The organism is Pseudomonas juntendi (genome assembly GCF_021560075.1).
GTDB lineage: Bacteria > Pseudomonadota > Gammaproteobacteria > Pseudomonadales > Pseudomonadaceae > Aquipseudomonas > Aquipseudomonas juntendi.
Map to the genome: position 1 here is coordinate 3,928,481 of NZ_CP091088.1, position 17,637 is coordinate 3,946,117.

At 64.1% G+C, this 17,637-nt stretch carries 11 protein-coding genes, 3 tRNA genes and 2 pseudogenes; 9 read left to right on the forward strand and 7 right to left on the reverse strand.

Going from position 1 to position 17,637, the window contains the following annotated elements; all coding sequences use genetic code 11:
* The first annotated feature begins 458 nt into the window (after positions 1-458).
* Entirely contained in the window at positions 459-1,346 is an 888-nt protein-coding gene (locus L1P09_RS18270) for a LysR family transcriptional regulator (protein WP_047150280.1), read from the forward strand.
* Here L1P09_RS18270 and L1P09_RS18275 read toward each other — a convergent pair.
* The gene (locus tag L1P09_RS18275; protein ID WP_047150279.1) at positions 1,334-2,116 is read right to left on the reverse strand and encodes an AraC family transcriptional regulator; all 783 of its coding nucleotides are present in this window, start codon (positions 2,114-2,116) and stop codon (positions 1,334-1,336) included. The genes L1P09_RS18270 and L1P09_RS18275 overlap by 13 nt on opposite strands.
* Positions 2,117-2,492: 376 nt before the next feature.
* Between L1P09_RS18275 and L1P09_RS18280 the strand changes: the two genes are divergently transcribed.
* The 5 genes from L1P09_RS18280 to L1P09_RS18300 all read left to right on the forward strand — a co-directional run bounded on the left by L1P09_RS18280 (position 2,493) and on the right by L1P09_RS18300 (position 9,138).
* On the forward strand, positions 2,493-4,109 hold the full coding sequence (locus tag L1P09_RS18280; protein ID WP_235767964.1) for an APC family permease: 1,617 nt from the start codon (positions 2,493-2,495) through the stop codon (positions 4,107-4,109).
* A gap of 86 nt (positions 4,110-4,195) precedes the next feature.
* On the forward strand, positions 4,196-5,122 hold the full coding sequence (locus tag L1P09_RS18285; protein ID WP_235767965.1) for a 4-hydroxyproline epimerase: 927 nt from the start codon (positions 4,196-4,198) through the stop codon (positions 5,120-5,122).
* A gap of 44 nt (positions 5,123-5,166) precedes the next feature.
* Complete coding sequence (locus L1P09_RS18290; RefSeq protein WP_235767966.1) at positions 5,167-6,114, forward strand: dihydrodipicolinate synthase family protein; 948 nt, start codon at positions 5,167-5,169, stop codon at positions 6,112-6,114.
* Between the two features lie 187 nt (positions 6,115-6,301).
* Positions 6,302-7,879 (forward strand): aldehyde dehydrogenase (NADP(+)), encoded by a 1,578-nt coding sequence (locus L1P09_RS18295; RefSeq protein WP_235767967.1) that lies wholly within the window; start codon positions 6,302-6,304, stop codon positions 7,877-7,879.
* Between the two features lie 2 nt (positions 7,880-7,881).
* Positions 7,882-9,138, forward strand: a complete 1,257-nt coding sequence (locus L1P09_RS18300) for an NAD(P)/FAD-dependent oxidoreductase (protein WP_235767968.1) — start codon at positions 7,882-7,884, stop codon at positions 9,136-9,138.
* 271 nt (positions 9,139-9,409) lie between these two features.
* On the opposite strand, the gene xenA is transcribed toward L1P09_RS18300, so the two are convergent.
* Complete coding sequence (gene xenA, locus L1P09_RS18305) at positions 9,410-10,501, reverse strand: xenobiotic reductase XenA (RefSeq protein WP_009681758.1); 1,092 nt, start codon at positions 10,499-10,501, stop codon at positions 9,410-9,412.
* A 49-nt stretch (positions 10,502-10,550) separates the two neighbouring features.
* On the opposite strand from xenA, the gene L1P09_RS18310 reads away from it, so the two are divergent.
* Positions 10,551-10,886 carry an ArsR/SmtB family transcription factor gene (locus tag L1P09_RS18310; protein WP_029886571.1) on the forward strand — a complete coding sequence of 112 codons (336 nt, stop codon included), beginning with the start codon at positions 10,551-10,553 and terminating at the stop codon, positions 10,884-10,886.
* Between the two features lie 90 nt (positions 10,887-10,976).
* Here L1P09_RS18310 and mqo read toward each other — a convergent pair whose 3' ends face one another.
* On the reverse strand, positions 10,977-12,614 hold the full coding sequence (gene mqo, locus L1P09_RS18315; protein WP_009681756.1) for a malate dehydrogenase (quinone): 1,638 nt from the start codon (positions 12,612-12,614) through the stop codon (positions 10,977-10,979).
* Positions 12,615-12,873: 259 nt separating this feature from the next.
* On the opposite strand from mqo, the pseudogene L1P09_RS18320 reads away from it, so the two are divergent.
* Both L1P09_RS18320 and L1P09_RS18325 read left to right on the forward strand, forming a co-directional pair.
* Positions 12,874-13,101, forward strand: a pseudogene (locus tag L1P09_RS18320) (iron dicitrate transport regulator FecR); the annotation flags it as partial.
* 247 nt (positions 13,102-13,348) lie between these two features.
* Positions 13,349-15,297: pseudogene (locus tag L1P09_RS18325) on the forward strand (TonB-dependent siderophore receptor).
* An 84-nt stretch (positions 15,298-15,381) separates the two neighbouring features.
* Here the strand turns inward: L1P09_RS18325 and ltrA are convergent.
* The 4 genes from ltrA to L1P09_RS18345 form a co-directional block, all read right to left on the reverse strand.
* Entirely contained in the window at positions 15,382-16,803 is a 1,422-nt protein-coding gene (gene ltrA, locus L1P09_RS18330) for a group II intron reverse transcriptase/maturase (RefSeq protein WP_222186725.1), read from the reverse strand.
* 490 nt (positions 16,804-17,293) lie between these two features.
* A tRNA-Glu gene (locus L1P09_RS18335) sits at positions 17,294-17,369 on the reverse strand.
* Positions 17,370-17,411: 42 nt separating this feature from the next.
* Positions 17,412-17,487: transfer RNA gene (locus tag L1P09_RS18340), tRNA-Ala, on the reverse strand.
* 61 nt (positions 17,488-17,548) lie between these two features.
* A tRNA-Glu gene (locus L1P09_RS18345) sits at positions 17,549-17,624 on the reverse strand.
* Positions 17,625-17,637: the final 13 nt, after the last annotated feature.

The following is a 17,637-nucleotide window of genomic DNA, read 5'->3' on the forward strand; positions in this document are numbered from 1 at the left end:
CGATATGGCGAACTGTTCCATCGACAGGCTCTATCGCTGCCTGGAGGTAGCCTCAGCATCTTCAGCGCCTGTGAGACCGAGCGCCGCCCGCGCGGCGCATCGCGAGCTGCGCTCGCTCCTACGTTTGTTTCGGGCCAATTATGCCTGTGGGATTTGCGCGCGAACCCTTTGGCGCATGCCTCAATGTCGCGCCGTATGAACCAGGCGGTCGCGCGCACCTGGCACAGGGGTTACTGGCCCGAAACAAACGTAGGAGCGAGCGCAGCTCGCGATGCGCCGCGCGGGCGGCGCTCGATCTCACAGGCCCTGCATTTCTTTTGACAAACACCTGTCAGCCCTGACGCGATCCCAGCGGAAGCTGGCTTGCCAGCGACAGGGCCCGCCCAGGCAACATCTAACAATGGCCAGCCACCGCAGAGTTGGTTAAGGTCAACACACCCCGCATCCCAGGCACTTCCATGGACATCAAGCAGCTCAAGTTCCTCATCGCCCTCGACCAGACCCGCCACTTCGGCCAGGCGGCGGCGCTCTGCCATATCACCCAGCCGACGCTGTCCATGCGCCTGCGCAACCTGGAGGACGAACTGGACCTGGTGCTGGTCAAACGTGGCCAGCGCTTCGAGGGCTTCACCGAAGCCGGCGAGCGCATTCTGGCCTGGGCCCGCACCCTGCTCGCCGCCCACGACGGCCTGCAGGCCGAAGCCGCCAGCTGCCGTGGCCAGGTGGTCGGCAGCCTGCGCCTGGGCACGGTGCCGCTGGCCAGTTTCAACCCCATGCACCTGCTGCTGCCGCTGCGGGAAAAATACCCGGAGCTGCACTTCCAGCTCAGTTCGCTGAGCTCGGAACAGGTCATCGACGGCCTTAGCCGCAACCAGCTCGATCTGGGCATCTGCTACCTGGACCAGGTCAACACCAGCTTCTTCGAAGTGATCGAGCTCGGCATCACCACCATGGGCCTGCTGCATGACACCCGGCACTTCCGGTTTGCCAGCGACAGCTTGCGCTGGGACGAACTCGGCGACATTCCGCTGGGCCTGCTGAGCAAAGGCATGCACTACCGCCAGTCACTGGACCTGAGCTTTCGCAGCCGTGGCCTGGAGCCCAATGCGGTGCTGGAAAGCGATTCGAGCTTCCAACTGATTCAGGCCATCAACACCGGCATGTGCTGCGCGATCATGCCACTGGACTGCGGCCTGGAAGACCTCAGCGAGCACTTGCGCATCCTGCCGGTGGCCGACGCCGCCATCCATAGCCCGGTCGGCCTGCTGCTGCGCCGCAGCGAGCCACGTTCGGCCATTGCCGAGCAGTGCTTTGCCGAGGCGCAGGCACTGTTTCAGGCGGGCTGATCGCTGGTCGCCTGGCGGTATTGGCGCGGCGTGAAGCCGGTCAGTTGCTTGAACTGGCGGCTGAAGGCGCTGTGGTCGGTGTAGCCGCAGCACATGGCCACCTCGGTGATCGGCAATTCTGAATGCAGCAAGCGATGGGCGTGCTCCAGGCGCGCCTTGTGGATCATCTGCCGTGGCGTGAGGTGGAACACCCGCTTGCAATAGCGCTCCAGCTGGGCCACCGAAATGCCCGCGATGCGGGTCAGCTCGCGCATGCTTATGGGCTGGTGAAAATGCTGGCGGATATGTTCGTCCACCGCGGCCAGGCGCTGGTACGCAGGGTGGCTGTCGGCCGCTGACTGCAGGTCGACCGAGATGCCGACCAGGCCAATGATCTCGCCCGCCTGGCTGTACAACGGGCGCTTGTGGGTCAGGCACCAGCCTGGCTCGCGGCTGCCGTACAGGTGCAGCTCCAGCTGGTCTTCCAGCACCAGGCCCTCCTTGAGCACGCGGCGGTCCTGTTCGGTGTAGCCGGGGCCGAGCTGCGCCGGAAACACTTCGGCGCTGGTCTTGCCCAGCAACGGTTGCAGGCGCTTCAGGCCACAGCGCTGGACCAAGGTGTTGTTGGCCAGCACGTAGCGGGCGGCCGGGTCCTTGATGAAAATCGCAGCGTTGGGGATGGCGTCGAGGATCGGCAGCAGCAGCGAGACACCGGCCAGCAGGGCCTCGAGGGAGGCGGGACGGTGCTGGTCCAGGGAGTGGTAGAGGGCTGCCAGGGGGGTGTCGGTCATCTGCTCAATCTCTGTTGGCTTTGTCGGCCCTTTCGCGGGCATGCCCGCTGCCACAGGTACCTCACAAATCCCGAATCCTGTGCTGTACCTGTGGGAGCGGGCGAGCCCGCGAAGAGGCCGGCACTACTCACACATACCTACAGCCCTTATACGGTATGGCCTACAGCCTATTCCCCACCCTTGTGGCTGGCCACTGCTTTTTCCCAACTGTGCCGATTTCGTCATGCCCCTTGCAGAAAACCATCAAGAACCCTCGCCCTGATCGGCCCATTCTATGCCCCACGCAAGCCGCCCAAGCCCTACAACAACGCGGCCCGAGAGCCGCACCTGGTGACATCAGACCTGCCTATCCAATAACCAACAAAAAGGCGAACCCATGTCAGGCAAATTCAAGAAACAGTTATCGCTGCTGGACCTCACCTTCATCGGCCTCGGCGCCATTTTCGGCTCCGGTTGGCTGTTCGCCGCCAGCCACGTTGCGGCCATCGCCGGCCCGGCCGGCATTCTCTCCTGGTTCCTCGGCGGCTTCGCCGTGCTGCTGCTGGGCATCGTGTACTGCGAACTGGGCGCCGCCCTGCCCCGCGCCGGTGGCGTGGTGCGCTACCCGGTGTACTCGCACGGCCCGCTGCTGGGCTACCTGATGGGCTTCATCACCCTGATCGCCTTCTCCAGCCTGATCGCCATCGAGGTGGTCGCCTCGCGCCAATATGCTGCCGCCTGGTTTCCCGAACTGACCAAGGCCGGCTCCAGTGACCCCACCGTGCTTGGCTGGCTGGTGCAGTTCGCCTTGCTGGGGCTGTTCTTCTTCCTCAACTACCGCAGCGTGAAAACCTTTGCCAAGGCCAACAACCTGATCAGCGTGTTCAAGTTCATCGTGCCGCTGCTGGTGATCGGCGTGCTGTTCACCTTCTTCAAGCCGCAGAACTTCACCGTGCAAGGCTTTGCCCCCTTCGGTTTGTCTGGCGTGGAGATGGCCGTATCGGCCGGTGGCATCATCTTCGCCTACCTGGGCCTGACACCGATCATTTCGGTGGCCAGCGAAGTGAAGAACCCACAGCGCACCATCCCGATCGCACTGATCCTGTCGGTGCTGCTGTCCACCGCCATCTACGCCCTGCTGCAACTGGCCTTCCTCGGCAGCGTACCCACCGAAATGCTGGCCAACGGCTGGGCCAGCGTAACCAAGGAACTGGCCCTGCCCTACCGTGATATCGCCCTGGCACTGGGGGTGGGCTGGCTGGCCTACCTGGTGGTGGCCGACGCCGTGATCTCGCCCAGTGGCTGCGGCAACATCTACATGAACGCCACCCCACGGGTGATCTATGGCTGGGCGCAAACCGGCACCTTCTTCCGCTACTTCACCCGTATCGACGCCGAGTCCGGCATCCCGCGCCCGGCGCTGTGGCTGACCTTCGCGCTGTCGGTGTTCTGGACCCTGCCCTTCCCGTCGTGGGAGGCGCTGATCAACGTGGTGTCCGCAGCCCTGGTGCTGAGCTATGCCGTGGCCCCGGTCAGTGTCGCCGCGCTGCGCCGCAACGCCCCCGAGATGCCGCGCCCGTTCCGGGTCAAGGGCATGGCGGTGCTGGGCCCCCTGTCGTTCATCATCGCCGCACTGATCGTGTACTGGTCGGGCTGGAACACCGTCTCCTGGCTGCTGGCCCTGCAAATCGTGATGTTCGTGCTGTACCTGGTGTGCAAACGCTTCGTACCGACCCAGCACCTGCCCCTGGCCCAGCAAGTGCGCAGCTCGGCGTGGCTGATCGGCTTCTACGCGGTGACCATCCTGTTGTCCTGGCTGGGCAGCTTCGGCGGCCTGGGCGTGCTTGGCCACCCATTCGACACGGTGGCGGTGGCTGTAAGTGCGCTGGGCATCTACTACTGGGGTGCCGCTACCGGCGTGCCTGCCCACCTGGTACGCCTTGAAGGCGAGGACGAAAGCGAAGCCATCCAAGAGCCGCTGGCAGGCCAACGCCCGGCCGCGCTGGCTCGGTGAAGGGCTTTACCTGCGAGAGCTGGCTTGCCAGCGATGAGGCCCGCACCAGCAGCACATGACCATACAGATCAAACAGGGACAGGCCCATGAAACAGATACACGTCATCGACTCCCACACTGGCGGCGAACCTACCCGCCTGGTGATGCAGGGCTTCCCGCAACTGCATGGCCGCAGCATGGCCGAGCAGCGCGACGAACTGCGCGAGCTGCACGACCCGTGGCGCCGCGCCTGCCTGCTGGAGCCACGCGGCAACGATGTGCTGGTGGGCGCGCTGTACTGCCCGCCAGTGTCTGCCGACGCCACCTGCGGGGTGATCTTCTTCAACAACGCCGGTTACCTGAACATGTGCGGCCACGGCACCATCGGCCTGGTCGCTTCGCTGCAGCACTTGGGCCTGATCGCACCCGGCGTGCACAAGATCGACACCCCGGTCGGCCAGGTCAGCGCCACCTTGCATGAAGACGGCGCCGTCACTGTCGCCAACGTGCCCGCCTACCGCTACCGCCACCACGTGGCGGTGGACGTACCCGGGCATGGCGTGGTGCATGGCGACATCGCCTGGGGTGGCAACTGGTTCTTCCTGGTTGCCGAACACGGCCAGCGCATTGAACTGGATAACCGCGAGGCCCTGACCGCGTACACCTGGGCCATGCTCAACGCCCTGCAAGCGCAAGGCATTACCGGCGAGCATGGCGCGCCCATCGACCACGTCGAGCTGTTTGCCGACGACGCCAACGCCGACAGCCGCAACTTCGTGATGTGCCCCGGCAAGGCCTACGACCGCTCGCCCTGCGGCACCGGCACCAGCGCCAAGCTGGCCTGCCTGGCGGCCGACGGCAAGCTGGCCGAGGGCCAGACCTGGGTGCAGGCCAGCATCACCGGCAGCCAGTTCCAGGGCCACTACCAGCGCGACGGCGAGCGGATTCGCCCGTTCATCACCGGCCGCGCCTACATGACCGCCGACAGCACCCTGCTGATCGACGAACAGGACCCATTCGCCTGGGGCATCTGAACCCCGCCTTTTGACCCACCCGAATTTCGCCAGGAGTAACTTGCATGAACAACAACATCTTCACCGGCACCATGCCCGCCCTGATGACCCCGTGCACCGCCGAGCGCAAGCCGGACTTCGACGCGCTGGTGCGCAAAGGCCGTGAACTGATCGATGCCGGCATGAGCGCCGTGGTGTACTGCGGCTCGATGGGCGACTGGCCGCTGCTGACCGAGGCCCAGCGCCAGGAAGGCGTGGCACGCCTGGTGGGCGCCGGCATCCCGACCATCGTCGGCACTGGCGCGGTGAACACCCACGAGGCGGTGGCGCATGCCGCCCACGCGGCCAAGGTTGGCGCCGCCGGGCTGATGGTCATCCCCCGCGTGCTTAGCCGCGGCGCCTCGCTGATCGCGCAAAAACACCACTTCTCGGCCATTCTCGCCGCGGCACCGAAGCTGCCGGCCGTGATCTACAACAGCCCCTACTACGGCTTTGCCACCCGCGCCGACCTGTTCTTCGAACTGCGCAGCGCATACCCCAACCTGATCGGTTTCAAGGAGTTCGGCGGTGGCGCCGACCTGCGCTACGCCGCCGAACACATCACCTCCAAGGACGATGACGTGACCCTGATGGTCGGCGTCGATACCCAGGTGGTGCATGGCTTCGTCAACTGCAACGCCACCGGTGCCATCACAGGCATCGGCAACGCCCTGCCGCGTGAAGTGCTGCAACTGGTAAGCCTGAGCAAGCAGGCGGCCAAGGGCGACGCCCGAGCCCGCCGCCTGGCGCGTGAGCTGGAAGCGGCGTTGGCGGTGCTGTCGTCGTTCGATGAGGGCTGCGACCTGGTGCTGTACTACAAGCATTTGATGGTGCTCAACGGCGATCGCGAGTACAGCCTGCATTTCAACGAGACCGACGCGCTGACCGACGCCCAGCGCAACTATGCCGAGCAGCAGTACGCCCTGTTCCGCACCTGGTACGCCAGCTGGTCGGCCGAGCAGAACCTGGCCTGACGTATGGCCTGCGCGGTCTCTTGTAGGAGCGGCCTTGTGTCGCGATCGGGCTGCACAGCAGCCCCGGCAATTCATGCGTCTGCGCGCAACCCTTGGGGCTGCTGCGCAGCCCAATCGCGACACAAGGCCGCTCCTACAGGGGCACGTTTTGCCTTGCTACATGCACCTGATTCCCCAAGGAGGCTCCATGACCCTTACAGGCAACCTGCTGATCGGCCACACCCCGGTAACCGGCAGCCGCGCGGCGATCCACGCCGTCAACCCGGCAACCGGCCTGGCGCTGGAACCACCCTACTTCGGCGGTAGCGGCGAACAGGTGGCCCAAGCGTGCGCCCTGGCCTGGGCGGCGTTCGATGCCTACCGCGAAACCTCGCTCGAACAACGGGCCCACTTTCTCGAAACCATCGCCGCGCAGATCGAAGCGCTGGGTGATGCCCTGATCGACCGGGCCGTGGCCGAAACCGGCCTGCCCAAGGCGCGCATCCAGGGCGAACGCGGCCGTACCTGCACCCAGCTGCGCACCTTCGCCCGTGTGGTGCGCGCCGGTGAATGGCTGGATGTGCGCATCGACCAAGCCCTGCCCGAACGCCAGCCGCTGCCGCGCAGCGACCTGCGCCAGCGCCAGGTGGCCTTGGGGCCGGTGGCCGTGTTCGGCGCCAGCAACTTCCCCTTGGCCTTCTCGGTGGCCGGCGGTGACACCGCCTCGGCATTGGCTGCAGGCTGCCCGGTCGTGGTCAAGGCCCACAGCGCGCACCCCGGCACCAGCGAACTGGTCGGCCAGGCCCTGGCGCAGGCGGCGCAACAGTGCGGCTTGCCAGAAGGCGTGTTCTCGCTGCTGTACGGCGCCGGCCATGAAGTCGGCATCGCGCTGGTCAGCGACCCGCGCATCCAGGCGGTTGGCTTCACCGGCTCGCGCAGCGGTGGCATGGCGCTGCGCCAGGCTGCCCAGGCACGCCCGCAGCCGATCCCGGTGTATGCCGAAATGAGTTCGATCAACCCGGTGTTCCTGTGCAACGCGGCCCTGCAAGCCCGCGGCGAAGCACTGGCGCAAGGCTTTGTCGCGTCGCTGACCCAGGGCGCCGGCCAGTTCTGCACCAACCCGGGCCTGGTGATCGCCCGCCAAGGCCCGGCCTTGCAGCGTTTCATCAGTGAGGCCAGCCACCACCTGCAACAGGCGGCCGCGCAAACCATGCTCACCCCGGGCATTTTCAGTGCGTACCAGGCCGGCGTCGCGGCCCTGGCGGAAAACGCCAATGCCCAGCCCGTGGCCAGCGGCCAGGGCGGCACCGGCCCTAACCAGTGCCAGGCGCAACTGTTCGTCACCCAGGCCGAGGCCTTCCTTGCCGACCCGGCGTTGCAGGGCGAGGTATTCGGCGCGGCCTCGTTGCTGGTCGCCTGCAGCAGCGATGAGCAAATGCGCCAGGTTGCCGAGCACCTGGAGGGCCAATTGACCGCCACCCTGCACCTGGACGAAGCCGACATCGACAGCGCCCGCGCCCTGCTGCCCACCCTGGAACGCAAGGCCGGGCGGCTGTTGGTCAACGGCTGGCCGACCGGGGTCGAGGTGTGTGATGCCATGGTGCATGGCGGCCCGTTCCCGGCCACCACCGATGCGCGCACCACTTCGGTGGGTACAGCGGCGATCCTGCGTTTCCTACGCCCGGTGTGCTACCAGGACTTCCCCGATGCGCTGCTGCCACAGGCCCTGCAACAGGCCAACCCGCTGCAACTGCGGCGCCTACTGGACGGTAAACGGGAAGGCTGAGCATGCACGAAACCGCTGAAACCGATATCGCCGTGGTGGGCGCCGGCATCGTCGGCGTCGCCTGCGCCCTGCAACTGGCCCGTCAGGGCCGCCGGGTCACCCTACTCGACCGCCAGGCGCCCGGCCATGGCGCCTCGTTCGGCAATGCCGGGCACCTGGCGACCGAGCAAGTGTTCCCGATTGCCGACCTGTCGATCCTCAAGCGCCTGCCACGCATGCTGCTCGACCCCATGGGCCCGCTGCGGCTGGACTGGAAGTACCTGCCCAAGGCCATGCCGTGGTTCACCCGGCTGCTGCTGAACCTGCGCCCGGCGCCGTTCCAGCGCAGCGTGGCTGGCATTCGCCGGTTGAACGAAGCCAGCCTGGAGGCCTGGCAACAGCTGCTGGGCTCGATCGGGCGCAGCGAGCTGTTTCACGCAGCGGGCTCGCTGCTGGTGTTCGAGCGCCCCGAATCACGGCAGGCGCTGGCGGCGTTGCAGGCGCGCCTGCAACAGCAGGCCGTGCCCGTGGATTACTGGTCGGCACACGCCGTACGCGCAGCCGCGCCCCAGCTGAGCGAGTCGTTGCTTGGCGGGTTGTTTTTCCCCAGGACCGGGCATTTCATCGACCCCTACCGGGTGGTCTGCGCGTTGTTCGAGGCGGCCAAGGCCAGCGGCGTGCGCTTTGTACAAGCGCAGGTGGAGGGTGGCCACCTGCACAGCGGCGGGGTCAGCCTGGCCAGCGCCCAGGGCACGTTCAACGCCCGCCAGGTGCTGCTCAGTTGCGGTGCGCATTCGGCACGGCTCACCGCGGCCCTGACCGGCAAACGGGTGCCGCTGGACACCGAGCGTGGCTACCACCTGATGCTGCCTGGCGAACACCAGCGCCTGCCCTTTGCGGTCACTTCGCTGGAGCGCAAGTTCATCATGACCCCCATGGCCGAAGGCCTGCGCCTGGCGGGCACGGTGGAGTTCGCCGGGCTGGAGGCGCCGCCGAGCATGCAGCGGGCGTGGCAGTTGCACCGCTTGAGCAAAGGCTTGTTTCAGCAAGAGCTGAGTGTTGAAGGCGCCACGCCGTGGATGGGCTTTCGGCCTTCGCTGCCCGATTCACTGCCGGTGATCGACCGTGTGTGTGACGGGCGGGTGCTGTTGGCATTCGGGCACCAACACCTGGGGTTGACCCAGGCCGCGGTCACGGCGCAATGGGTGGGGCGTTTGGCCGAGCGGGCTGGCGGGGCCGAGCTGGCGGCTTACCGGCTGGGCCGTTTTGGGAGATTCTAGGGGCTTGCCGATGGCATCACTCGGCGCGGCATCTTCAGGGTTTGGGAGATCGAGCGCCGCCCGCGCGGCGCATCGCGAGCTGGCGCTCGCTCCTACGTTTGTTTCTGGCCAATTATGCCTGTGGGTGTTGCGCGCGAACGCCTTGGTGTATGGCGCGATATCGCGTCGTACGAAAAGGCGGTCGCGTGCGCCTGACACAGGATGGACTGGCCCGAAACAAACGCAGGAGAGAGCGCCAGCTCGCGATGCGCCGCGCGGGCGGCGCTCGATATCAGCGGTAACGCTCAAGCCAGTGCGCATAAGGCGCCGGCAAGGTCCAGGAGGCTTTTTCCACCCCCAGCTCCTTGGCCGCAAAGTAGGCCCAGTGCGGGTCGGCCAGGTGCGCGCGGCCTACCGACACCAGGTCCAGCTGGTTGGCCTGCAATGCCGCTTCGGCCAGCTGCGGGGTACCGAAACCCCACGCCGACGTCACCGGCAGCTTGGCTTCACGGCGCACACGCTCGGCAATCGGTCCCATGAACGCCGGGCCCCATGGGATGTTGGTATCAGGGATGGTAAAGCCGACACTCACGCTCAGCAGGTCCAGGCCGCCAGCCTTGAACCGCCGCGCCAACTCGATCGACTCTTCCAGGGTCTGCTCATCACGGCCGTCGTATTCCAGCACGCCAAAACGCGCCGTCAGCGGTAGGTTTTCTGGCCACACTTCACGTACTGCCGCCAGGGTTTCCAGCAGGAAGCGGCTGCGGTTGTCGAAACTGCCACCGTAGGCATCGGTACGCTTGTTGGAGTGCTCGGAGAAGAAGCTCTGCCCCAGGTAGCCGTGGGCAAAGTGCAGCTCGATCCACTCGAAGCCGGCATCGCGTGCACGGCGGGCGGCATCGACGAAGTCCTGCTTGACCCGGGCGATGTCCTCCAGGGTCATGGCACGCGGCACTTTTGGCAGGTGTGCACCAAAGGCAATGGCCGACGGGGCAATGGTTTCCCAGCCGCGGGCATCGTCGGCGGCAATATGGTCGTCACCTTCCCAGGGCCGGTTGGCGCTGGCCTTGCGCCCGGCGTGGGCGATCTGGATGCCCGGTACCGAACCTGCTGCCTTGATCGCCTGTACCACCGGTACGAACGCCTGGGCATGGGCGTCGCTCCAGATGCCGGCGCAGCCGGGGGTAATGCGCCCCTCCGGTGCCACCGCCGTGGCTTCGACCACCAGCAAGCCGGCACCGCCACGGGCCATGCCGGCCAGGTGCACATGGTGCCAGTCGTTGATCATGCCGTCCTCGGCCATGTACTGGCACATCGGCGGAATGGCGATGCGGTTGCGCAGGGTGACGTCCTTGAGGGTGTAAGGTTGGAACAACGCGGACATGGGAAACTCCCGGGCTATGTGGATACGATTGTTCGATCATAATCGAACTATGGCAATAATGGAAACCCCCGGTATCATGTGCAGCATGCGAGCCTATAAACATCCCAACCCTGAAGACCTGGTGCTGGAGCGCCTGCTGTACGCCCTGAGCGACCCCGTGCGCATGGGCATCGTGCGCCAGCTGGCCGGTGTGGCCGAAGCCACGTGCGGCGAACTGGACGGCGGCCGGCCCAAGTCGAGCATGTCCCACCACTTTCGCGTCTTGCGTGATGCGGGGTTGGTGCATACCCGCAATGTGGGCACAACCCATATGAATTCGCTGCGCAGCGAAATGCTGGAGGCCCGCTTCCCGGGGTTGCTGGCGTGCATTCTGCGCCAGCAGTAATACCTGCCCTGCGCCGCAAACAGCCCCGAACAGGCAACAAAAAAGCCACGAGGTCACCCCCGTGGCTTTCGATCACAACCTGGCGGCCAATTACAGCGCCATGTCGTTCTCTGGCTTGCTTTCAACCGGTTGGCTTGGCGCAACGGTGGTACCGACGCTGGCGTCGATCACCGGTGGCTTCTCCAGTTGCAGTACTTCAGCGGTGTAGTTCCACTCTTTCTGGGTGGCCGCTGCCGAATCATTGAGCTTGGTACCGTAGCTCGGAACGATCTGCTTGATCTTGGCCTGCCACTCTGGGGTAGCGACCTTCTCCTTGAACACGGTTTCCAGCACGTTGAGCATGATCGGCGCAGCGGTCGAAGCACCTGGCGAGGCGCCCAGCAGGCCTGCGATGGTGCGGTCTTCGGAGGCCACCACTTCGGTACCCAGCTTCAGCACACCGCCCTTCTCGGCATCACGCTTGATGATCTGCACGCGCTGGCCGGCCTGCCACAGTTTCCAGTCTTCCTTCTTGGCGTTCGGGAAGTAGGTGCGCAGGGCTTCGAAGCGGTCGTCGTCAGACAGCATCAGCTGGCCAGCGAGGTACTCCACCAGCGGGTACTGCTCGATACCGACCTTGGTCATCGGCCACACGTTGTGGGGGGTGGTGGTGCTCAGCAGGTCCAGGTAAGAACCGTTCTTCAGGAACTTGGTGGAGAAGGTGGCGAACGGGCCAAACAGGACCACGCGCTTGCCGTCCAGCACACGGGTGTCCAGGTGCGGTACCGACATGGGTGGCGCGCCGGTCGAAGCAATACCGTAGGCCTTGGCCATGTGCTGCATGGCCACGGTCGGGTTCTCGGTGACCAGGAACGAGCCACCCACCGGGAAACCTGCGTATTCCTTGGCTTCTGGAATGCCCGACTTCTGCAGCAGCTTCAGGGCACCACCGCCGGCACCGATGAACAGGAACTTGGCGTCGGTGGCCGACTCGGTACCGTCCTTCAGGTTCTTGTACTCGACGTGCCAGGAGCCGTCCTTGTTGCGGGTGATGTCCTGCACTTCGCTGGACAGCTTCAGGTCGAAGCCTTTCTGGGTTTGCAGGTGGCCAACGAACTGGCGGGTGATCTCGCCGAAGTTCACGTCGGTGCCGATTGGCGTCCAGGTCACGGCCAGCTTCTGGTTCGGGTCGCGGCCTTCCATCATCAGCGGGACCCACTTGGCGATCTGCGCGTGGTCCTCGGAGTACTGCATCGGGCGGAACAGCGGGCTGGCCTGCAGCGCGTCGTAACGCTTCTTCAGGAACTTGATGTTGTCATCGCCCCAGACGAAGCTCATGTGCGGGGTGGTGTTGATGAACGAATGCGGGTTCTTCAGCACGCCCTGGCGGACCTGCCACGACCAGAACTGACGGGAAATCTGGAAGGCCTCGTTGATTTCGATGGCCTTGGAGATATTGATGTTGCCGTCTTTGTCTTCCGGGGTGTAGTTCAGCTCGGCCAGCGCCGAGTGGCCGGTACCGGCGTTGTTCCAGCCGTTGGAGCTTTCTTCGGCCACGCCGTCCAGGCGCTCGACCATTTCCATCGACCAGCTTGGCTCCAGCTCGTGCAGCCACACGGCCAGGGTGGAGCTCATGATGCCGCCGCCGACCAGCAGTACGTCGACTTTCTTGGTTTCTGCGGCGTGCGCTTGCATGCAGCTTGCAGCGACAGCCAGACCCAGCAAGGTCTTGCCAGCTTTCTTGAACATTGATCAATTCCAGTCATAAGAACAGAGGGAGGGCCTGTGGCTGGCCCAAGTAAAGCGTGTTCTTCAGCGCAGGCTTGTTATTGATCATTGTTCAGCAGCTAGAGAACGAAAAAACGACCCTGCCTTTGTCGCATTGACTGACATGGCTGAATCGTTTTGCCGATTGTACTTGAAATGCCTGCACAAACAAATTGCAGCCCTTTGCGTCAAGGCGGCAGGTTGTCCCATGGCGCGCAGGCAAAACATCTTGCCGATTGCAGTTCAGCACAGACTGAACGCCGAAGGCATGCCCTTGGCGCATTTGCTGCAAACGCTCGGGCGCTATTGCCATGGGCACCTGGGCTGGCACCCGGAGGTGGCGACGTTGTCGGTGATGGGGGCGTTTCCGCTCAACGACACCGACCGGGCGCTGGAATTGCTGCAAGCGGCACTGCCGGTGCGGGTGCAGCGGCTGACGCCGTGGTGGGTCACAGTCGAGCCGGCTTGATACCTGAACACCTTTGAACCCAGCGCCTTGCATCGCGCTGGATTCTTCGCGGGCATGCCCGCTCCCACACAGACAGCGTGAACTCGAAGCCGGCGCAGTACCTGTGGGAGCGGGCGAGCCCGCGAAGCAGGCGACGCGGTGTTCATCAGTTATGAAAATCAATGCCAAGCCAGTTCCCTTTTTCCAATCGCGTTCGGTTAACCCGGCATAGCCCGTCCAACTCACCTTACCGACTCCAGAGACCCGCATGCCGACGCCCTTCCAACCCATGCTTCGCCTGGCGCTTGCCGCGCCGCTTTCGCTGTGTGCCGCCGCACCGCGCCCCCGGCTCGCTGGCCAGCGCCCTCAACCAGTTCAGCAGCCAGGCCGGCATCTACCTGGCCGGCAGCAACGAGCTGGCCGCCGGCAAGCTCAGCCAGGGCCTGCAAGGCCGCTACAGCGTGGCGCAGGGCCTGGCCCGCCTGCTACAGGGCAGCGGCTTGCAAGCGGTTGCGCAAGGCAACGCCGGCTATGTGCTGCAACCGCTGGCCGAGGGCAACGCCCTGCAACTGGACGCTACCGCGATCAATGCAGCCACCCTGCTGGTCAGCAACGGCCAGAGCGGCACGGGTTACCGTGGGGTCGCCAGCAGCACGGCCAGCAAGACCAGCAGCGCCCTGGCCGATAGCCCACGCTCTGTCTCGGTGGTGACCCGCCAGCGCCTGGACGACCAGCAGTCACAAACCCTCACCGAAGTGCTGGGCTATGTGCCGGGCATTTTCTCGCCGCCCTTCGCCGGCGGCGATGGCCAGGCCGGCGACCTGTTCTTCATTCGCGGCTTCAACGCTACCGATTACGGTTATGGCCTGCTGCGCGACGGCCTGCGGGTACAGGGCAACCGCTACGACACCAGCAGCGAACCCTATGGCCTGGAGCGGGTGGAAGTGTTCCGCGGGCCGACTTCGATCCTGTACGGTGAAAACGCCCCCGGCGGCGTGGTCAACCTGGTCAGCAAGCAGCCCACCGCCGAGCCCCGCGGGGAAGTGCAACTGAGCTACGGCTCGCACAACTGCCGCCAGCTGGGCGTGGACATTTCCGGGCCATTGACCGATGCGGACAATGTACTGGGCCGCCTGGTGATGCTGGGCCGCAACGCCGATACCCAGGTCGACCACCAGCCCGACGACCGCCTGTACCTTGCCCCCTCGCTGACGCTGAATTTCGATGATGACAACAGCCTGACCGTGCTGGCCACCTATCAGCGCGACCGCACCCTGATGGAGCTGGGCTTCCCCGCCGCCGGTACCCTGCTGCACAACCCCAACGGCAAGATCGACAAGGACCAGTTGTCCGGCAACCCGGACTGGGACAACTTCGAGCGGGAAACCTGGACCCTGGGTTACGCGTTCAGCCACCGCTTCAACGACACCTGGCAGTTCCGCCAGAACTCGCGCTACCTGCAGTCGCGCATCGACCGCCAAGAAATGTGGCCAGGCAACCTGAACGACAACGGCTTCGGCAGTACCCTCGGCAACACGGCCTACGACCGCTATAACAAGTCCATCGCCTACTCGCTGGACAACCAGTTCGAAGGCCACTTCACCCCCGGCGCCTTCGACCACACCGTGCTGGCAGGGCTGAGCCTGGACCGGGTCAACAGCCAATACCGCAACAAGGCAGGCACCCTCAACGCCGCGGCCGACATGAACAGCTGGGACAGCAAGTTCACCTGGCAAACCGGCGTGATGTACCAGTTCGACAATGGCCTGTCACCGTACGCCAGCTATGCCACCGCCTTCGCCCCGACCCAGCAGACCGAAAGCAGAAGCGGCCCACTCGACCCCACCACCAGCGAGCAGTACGAACTCGGAATCAAGTACGAACCCAAAGGCTGGAACACCGCCTTTACCGCATCGGTGTTCGACCTGCGCAAAAAGGACGATGTGCTCTACGACGCGGCCGTGGGTGACTACCGTCAGATCGGCGCCAGCCGCGCCAAGGGTGTGGAGCTTGAACTGAACAGCGACCTCAGCGAGCACGGGTGACGTAACCTTGGTCGACGCCAAGGTAGGCTACGCGATAGACGACAACTGGTCGGTAGAGGTGAACGCGCGCAACCTGTTCGACAAAGAATACGTGGCCGGCTGCAATAACGCCGGGCGCTGCTACTGGGGTGAAGAGCGCACCTTGCTCGGCACCGTTTCGCTGCGCTGGTAACCCTTGCCGGGAAATCGAGTAGGAGGCGGGTTCACACCCGCCGTCCTCTCACACCACCGTGCGTACGGTTCCGTACACGGCGGTTCAGGCTATGCGGCTAAGCCGGTTGATCGTATCCAGTATCGAGACCAGTCCGAGTCGATCCCATAGCTTCTTCGGCAGCGCCTGATTCATATGAGATGCTCCCGAGTTCCACCATGGGCCTCGACCATTAGAGGCTGATTTGCAGGCACGCTCTTCACTTAGACCCAGGCGCATCAGGTTGCGCACCCTCGTAGAGGGCTGCTTCCATTGGCGCCAGATGGCACAGCGGAGTTTGTGCCTGAGCCAGCCATCCAGTTCCTCAAGTGGCCGTTTGCTCTGGCTGAGCTTGAAGTAACCCGCCCAGCCTCGTAATACAGGGTTTATCCGCTCGATGGTATTTGCCATCTTGCGACCCCGTGCACCGCGTAGCAGCTCTGCGAGCCGGTCGCGCAGGCGACCCAGGCTCATCGTTGCCACCCGCAGCCTTGGCTGCTGATGCCAGCTCATCCCATAGCCCAAGTAGTCACACTTCCAGGCTCTCGCGACTCGACTCTTCTTCTGATTCACCGTCAGTTTCAAACGTTGGTTCAGGAAGCGCTCGACACTGACCAGTACTCGCTCGCCAGCCCGAGGACTGCGCACATAAATGTTCGCGTCATCGGCATAGCGCACGAAGCGATGGCCCCGCCGCTCCAGTTCGCGGTCAAATTCATCGAGCAGGATATTCGACAGCAGCGGCGAGAGCGGGCCGCCTTGCGGCGTCCCTTCCTGCCGTGGGCTAACGACACCACCTGACATGACTCCCGCTTCAAGGTAGCGACGGATAAGCCTAAGTACGCACTTATCTTTGACCCGGCACTCGATACAGGCCATGAGGATGTCGTGGTTGACTCGATCGAAGAACTTTTCCAGATCGATTTCCACGCACCACCGATGTCCCGATGCCACATGGGCACGGGCCATCTCGACAGCTTGATGTGTGCTTCTGCCCGGACGGAAGCCATAACTGTAGTCCGAGAACAGTGGGTCGAAGATGAGCGTGAGCTGTTGCTGCAAGGCTTGCTGGATCAAGCGATCCACGACGCTGGGGATTCCCAGTTGCCGTGTGCCGCCCTGCGGCTTGGGAATTTCAACCGCTCGCACTGCTTGTGGATGGTATTCACCGGCCAGTAGCCTGGCCTTGAGGGTTGGCCAATACTGTTTCATGTAGCCCGCCAAGTCAGCGACCGTCATGCCATCGGCACCCGGCGCTCCCTTGTTGCTGACCACGCGTTGATACGCACGTCTGAGGTTGGCCGGTGCAAGCACCCGCTCCATCAGCGTGTCCGGCTCCGCGTTCGTCCACGTCGCTGACGCCGCCGGCACCTTTGCACTGTCAGGCATCACCCTCGGCTTCTGGCCGGGATTCGGGATGACAGTTTCCGCTGTGGGAAATTTCTGCATTACGGCTACCAACGAGACAGTGACGCCTACTAGCGGCATAACCTGTTCGGCCCTTGGTGGCGCGGTTATCCGCCACTTACTACGGCTTCGGCTGACTTCTGCACGCTCATCCCGTCGCCTTTCGACGCGCGGTAGCACAATGGCAAACGTACAGATCTCCCAGGGTAATTCGCGTGACCTTCCTGCTTATGCCTGTCGGATTTACGTCACAGCGTTCCGTGCAAGTATTGGGCTTTGGCGATTGTTGCCGCCTAACCCCGCTGTGCCGCCTGATCCGCTTCCTGTTCGTCAGGCCAGCATTTTGCCTCGGGCTTCCTTCAGATTCGCAGTCGCCCGCGACACCCTTGCCTCCGGCTAACACTTCCCCTTGCCGGGTGTGTAGAGGACTTTCACCTCCAAGTCACCCGCTTGGCCACCACAGCCAAGCAGGTTGCGCTTACGCGCAACGCGCCATGCCTGGCGCACAACAAAAGGCTCATTCAATAATCGAATGAGCCTTCAAAGTCCCGCAAAACGCGGGTAAAAAAATTGGCGTCCCCTAGGGGACTCGAACCCCTGTTACCGCCGTGAAAGGGCGGTGTCCTAGGCCACTAGACGAAGGGGACATAACCTTCGCAAAGATTCATTTGCATGAACCCTGGCATAAATGGTGGAGCTAAGCGGGATCGAACCGCTGACCTCCTGCATGCCATGCAGGCGCTCTCCCAGCTGAGCTATAGCCCCGAAACAAAAGGCTCATCAATAATCGACGAGCCTTTTTAAGCCCTGCAAAACGCAGGAAAAGTGGCGTCCCCTAGGGGACTCGAACCCCTGTTACCGCCGTGAAAGGGCGGTGTCCTAGGCCACTAGACGAAGGGGACGTAACCTTCGCAA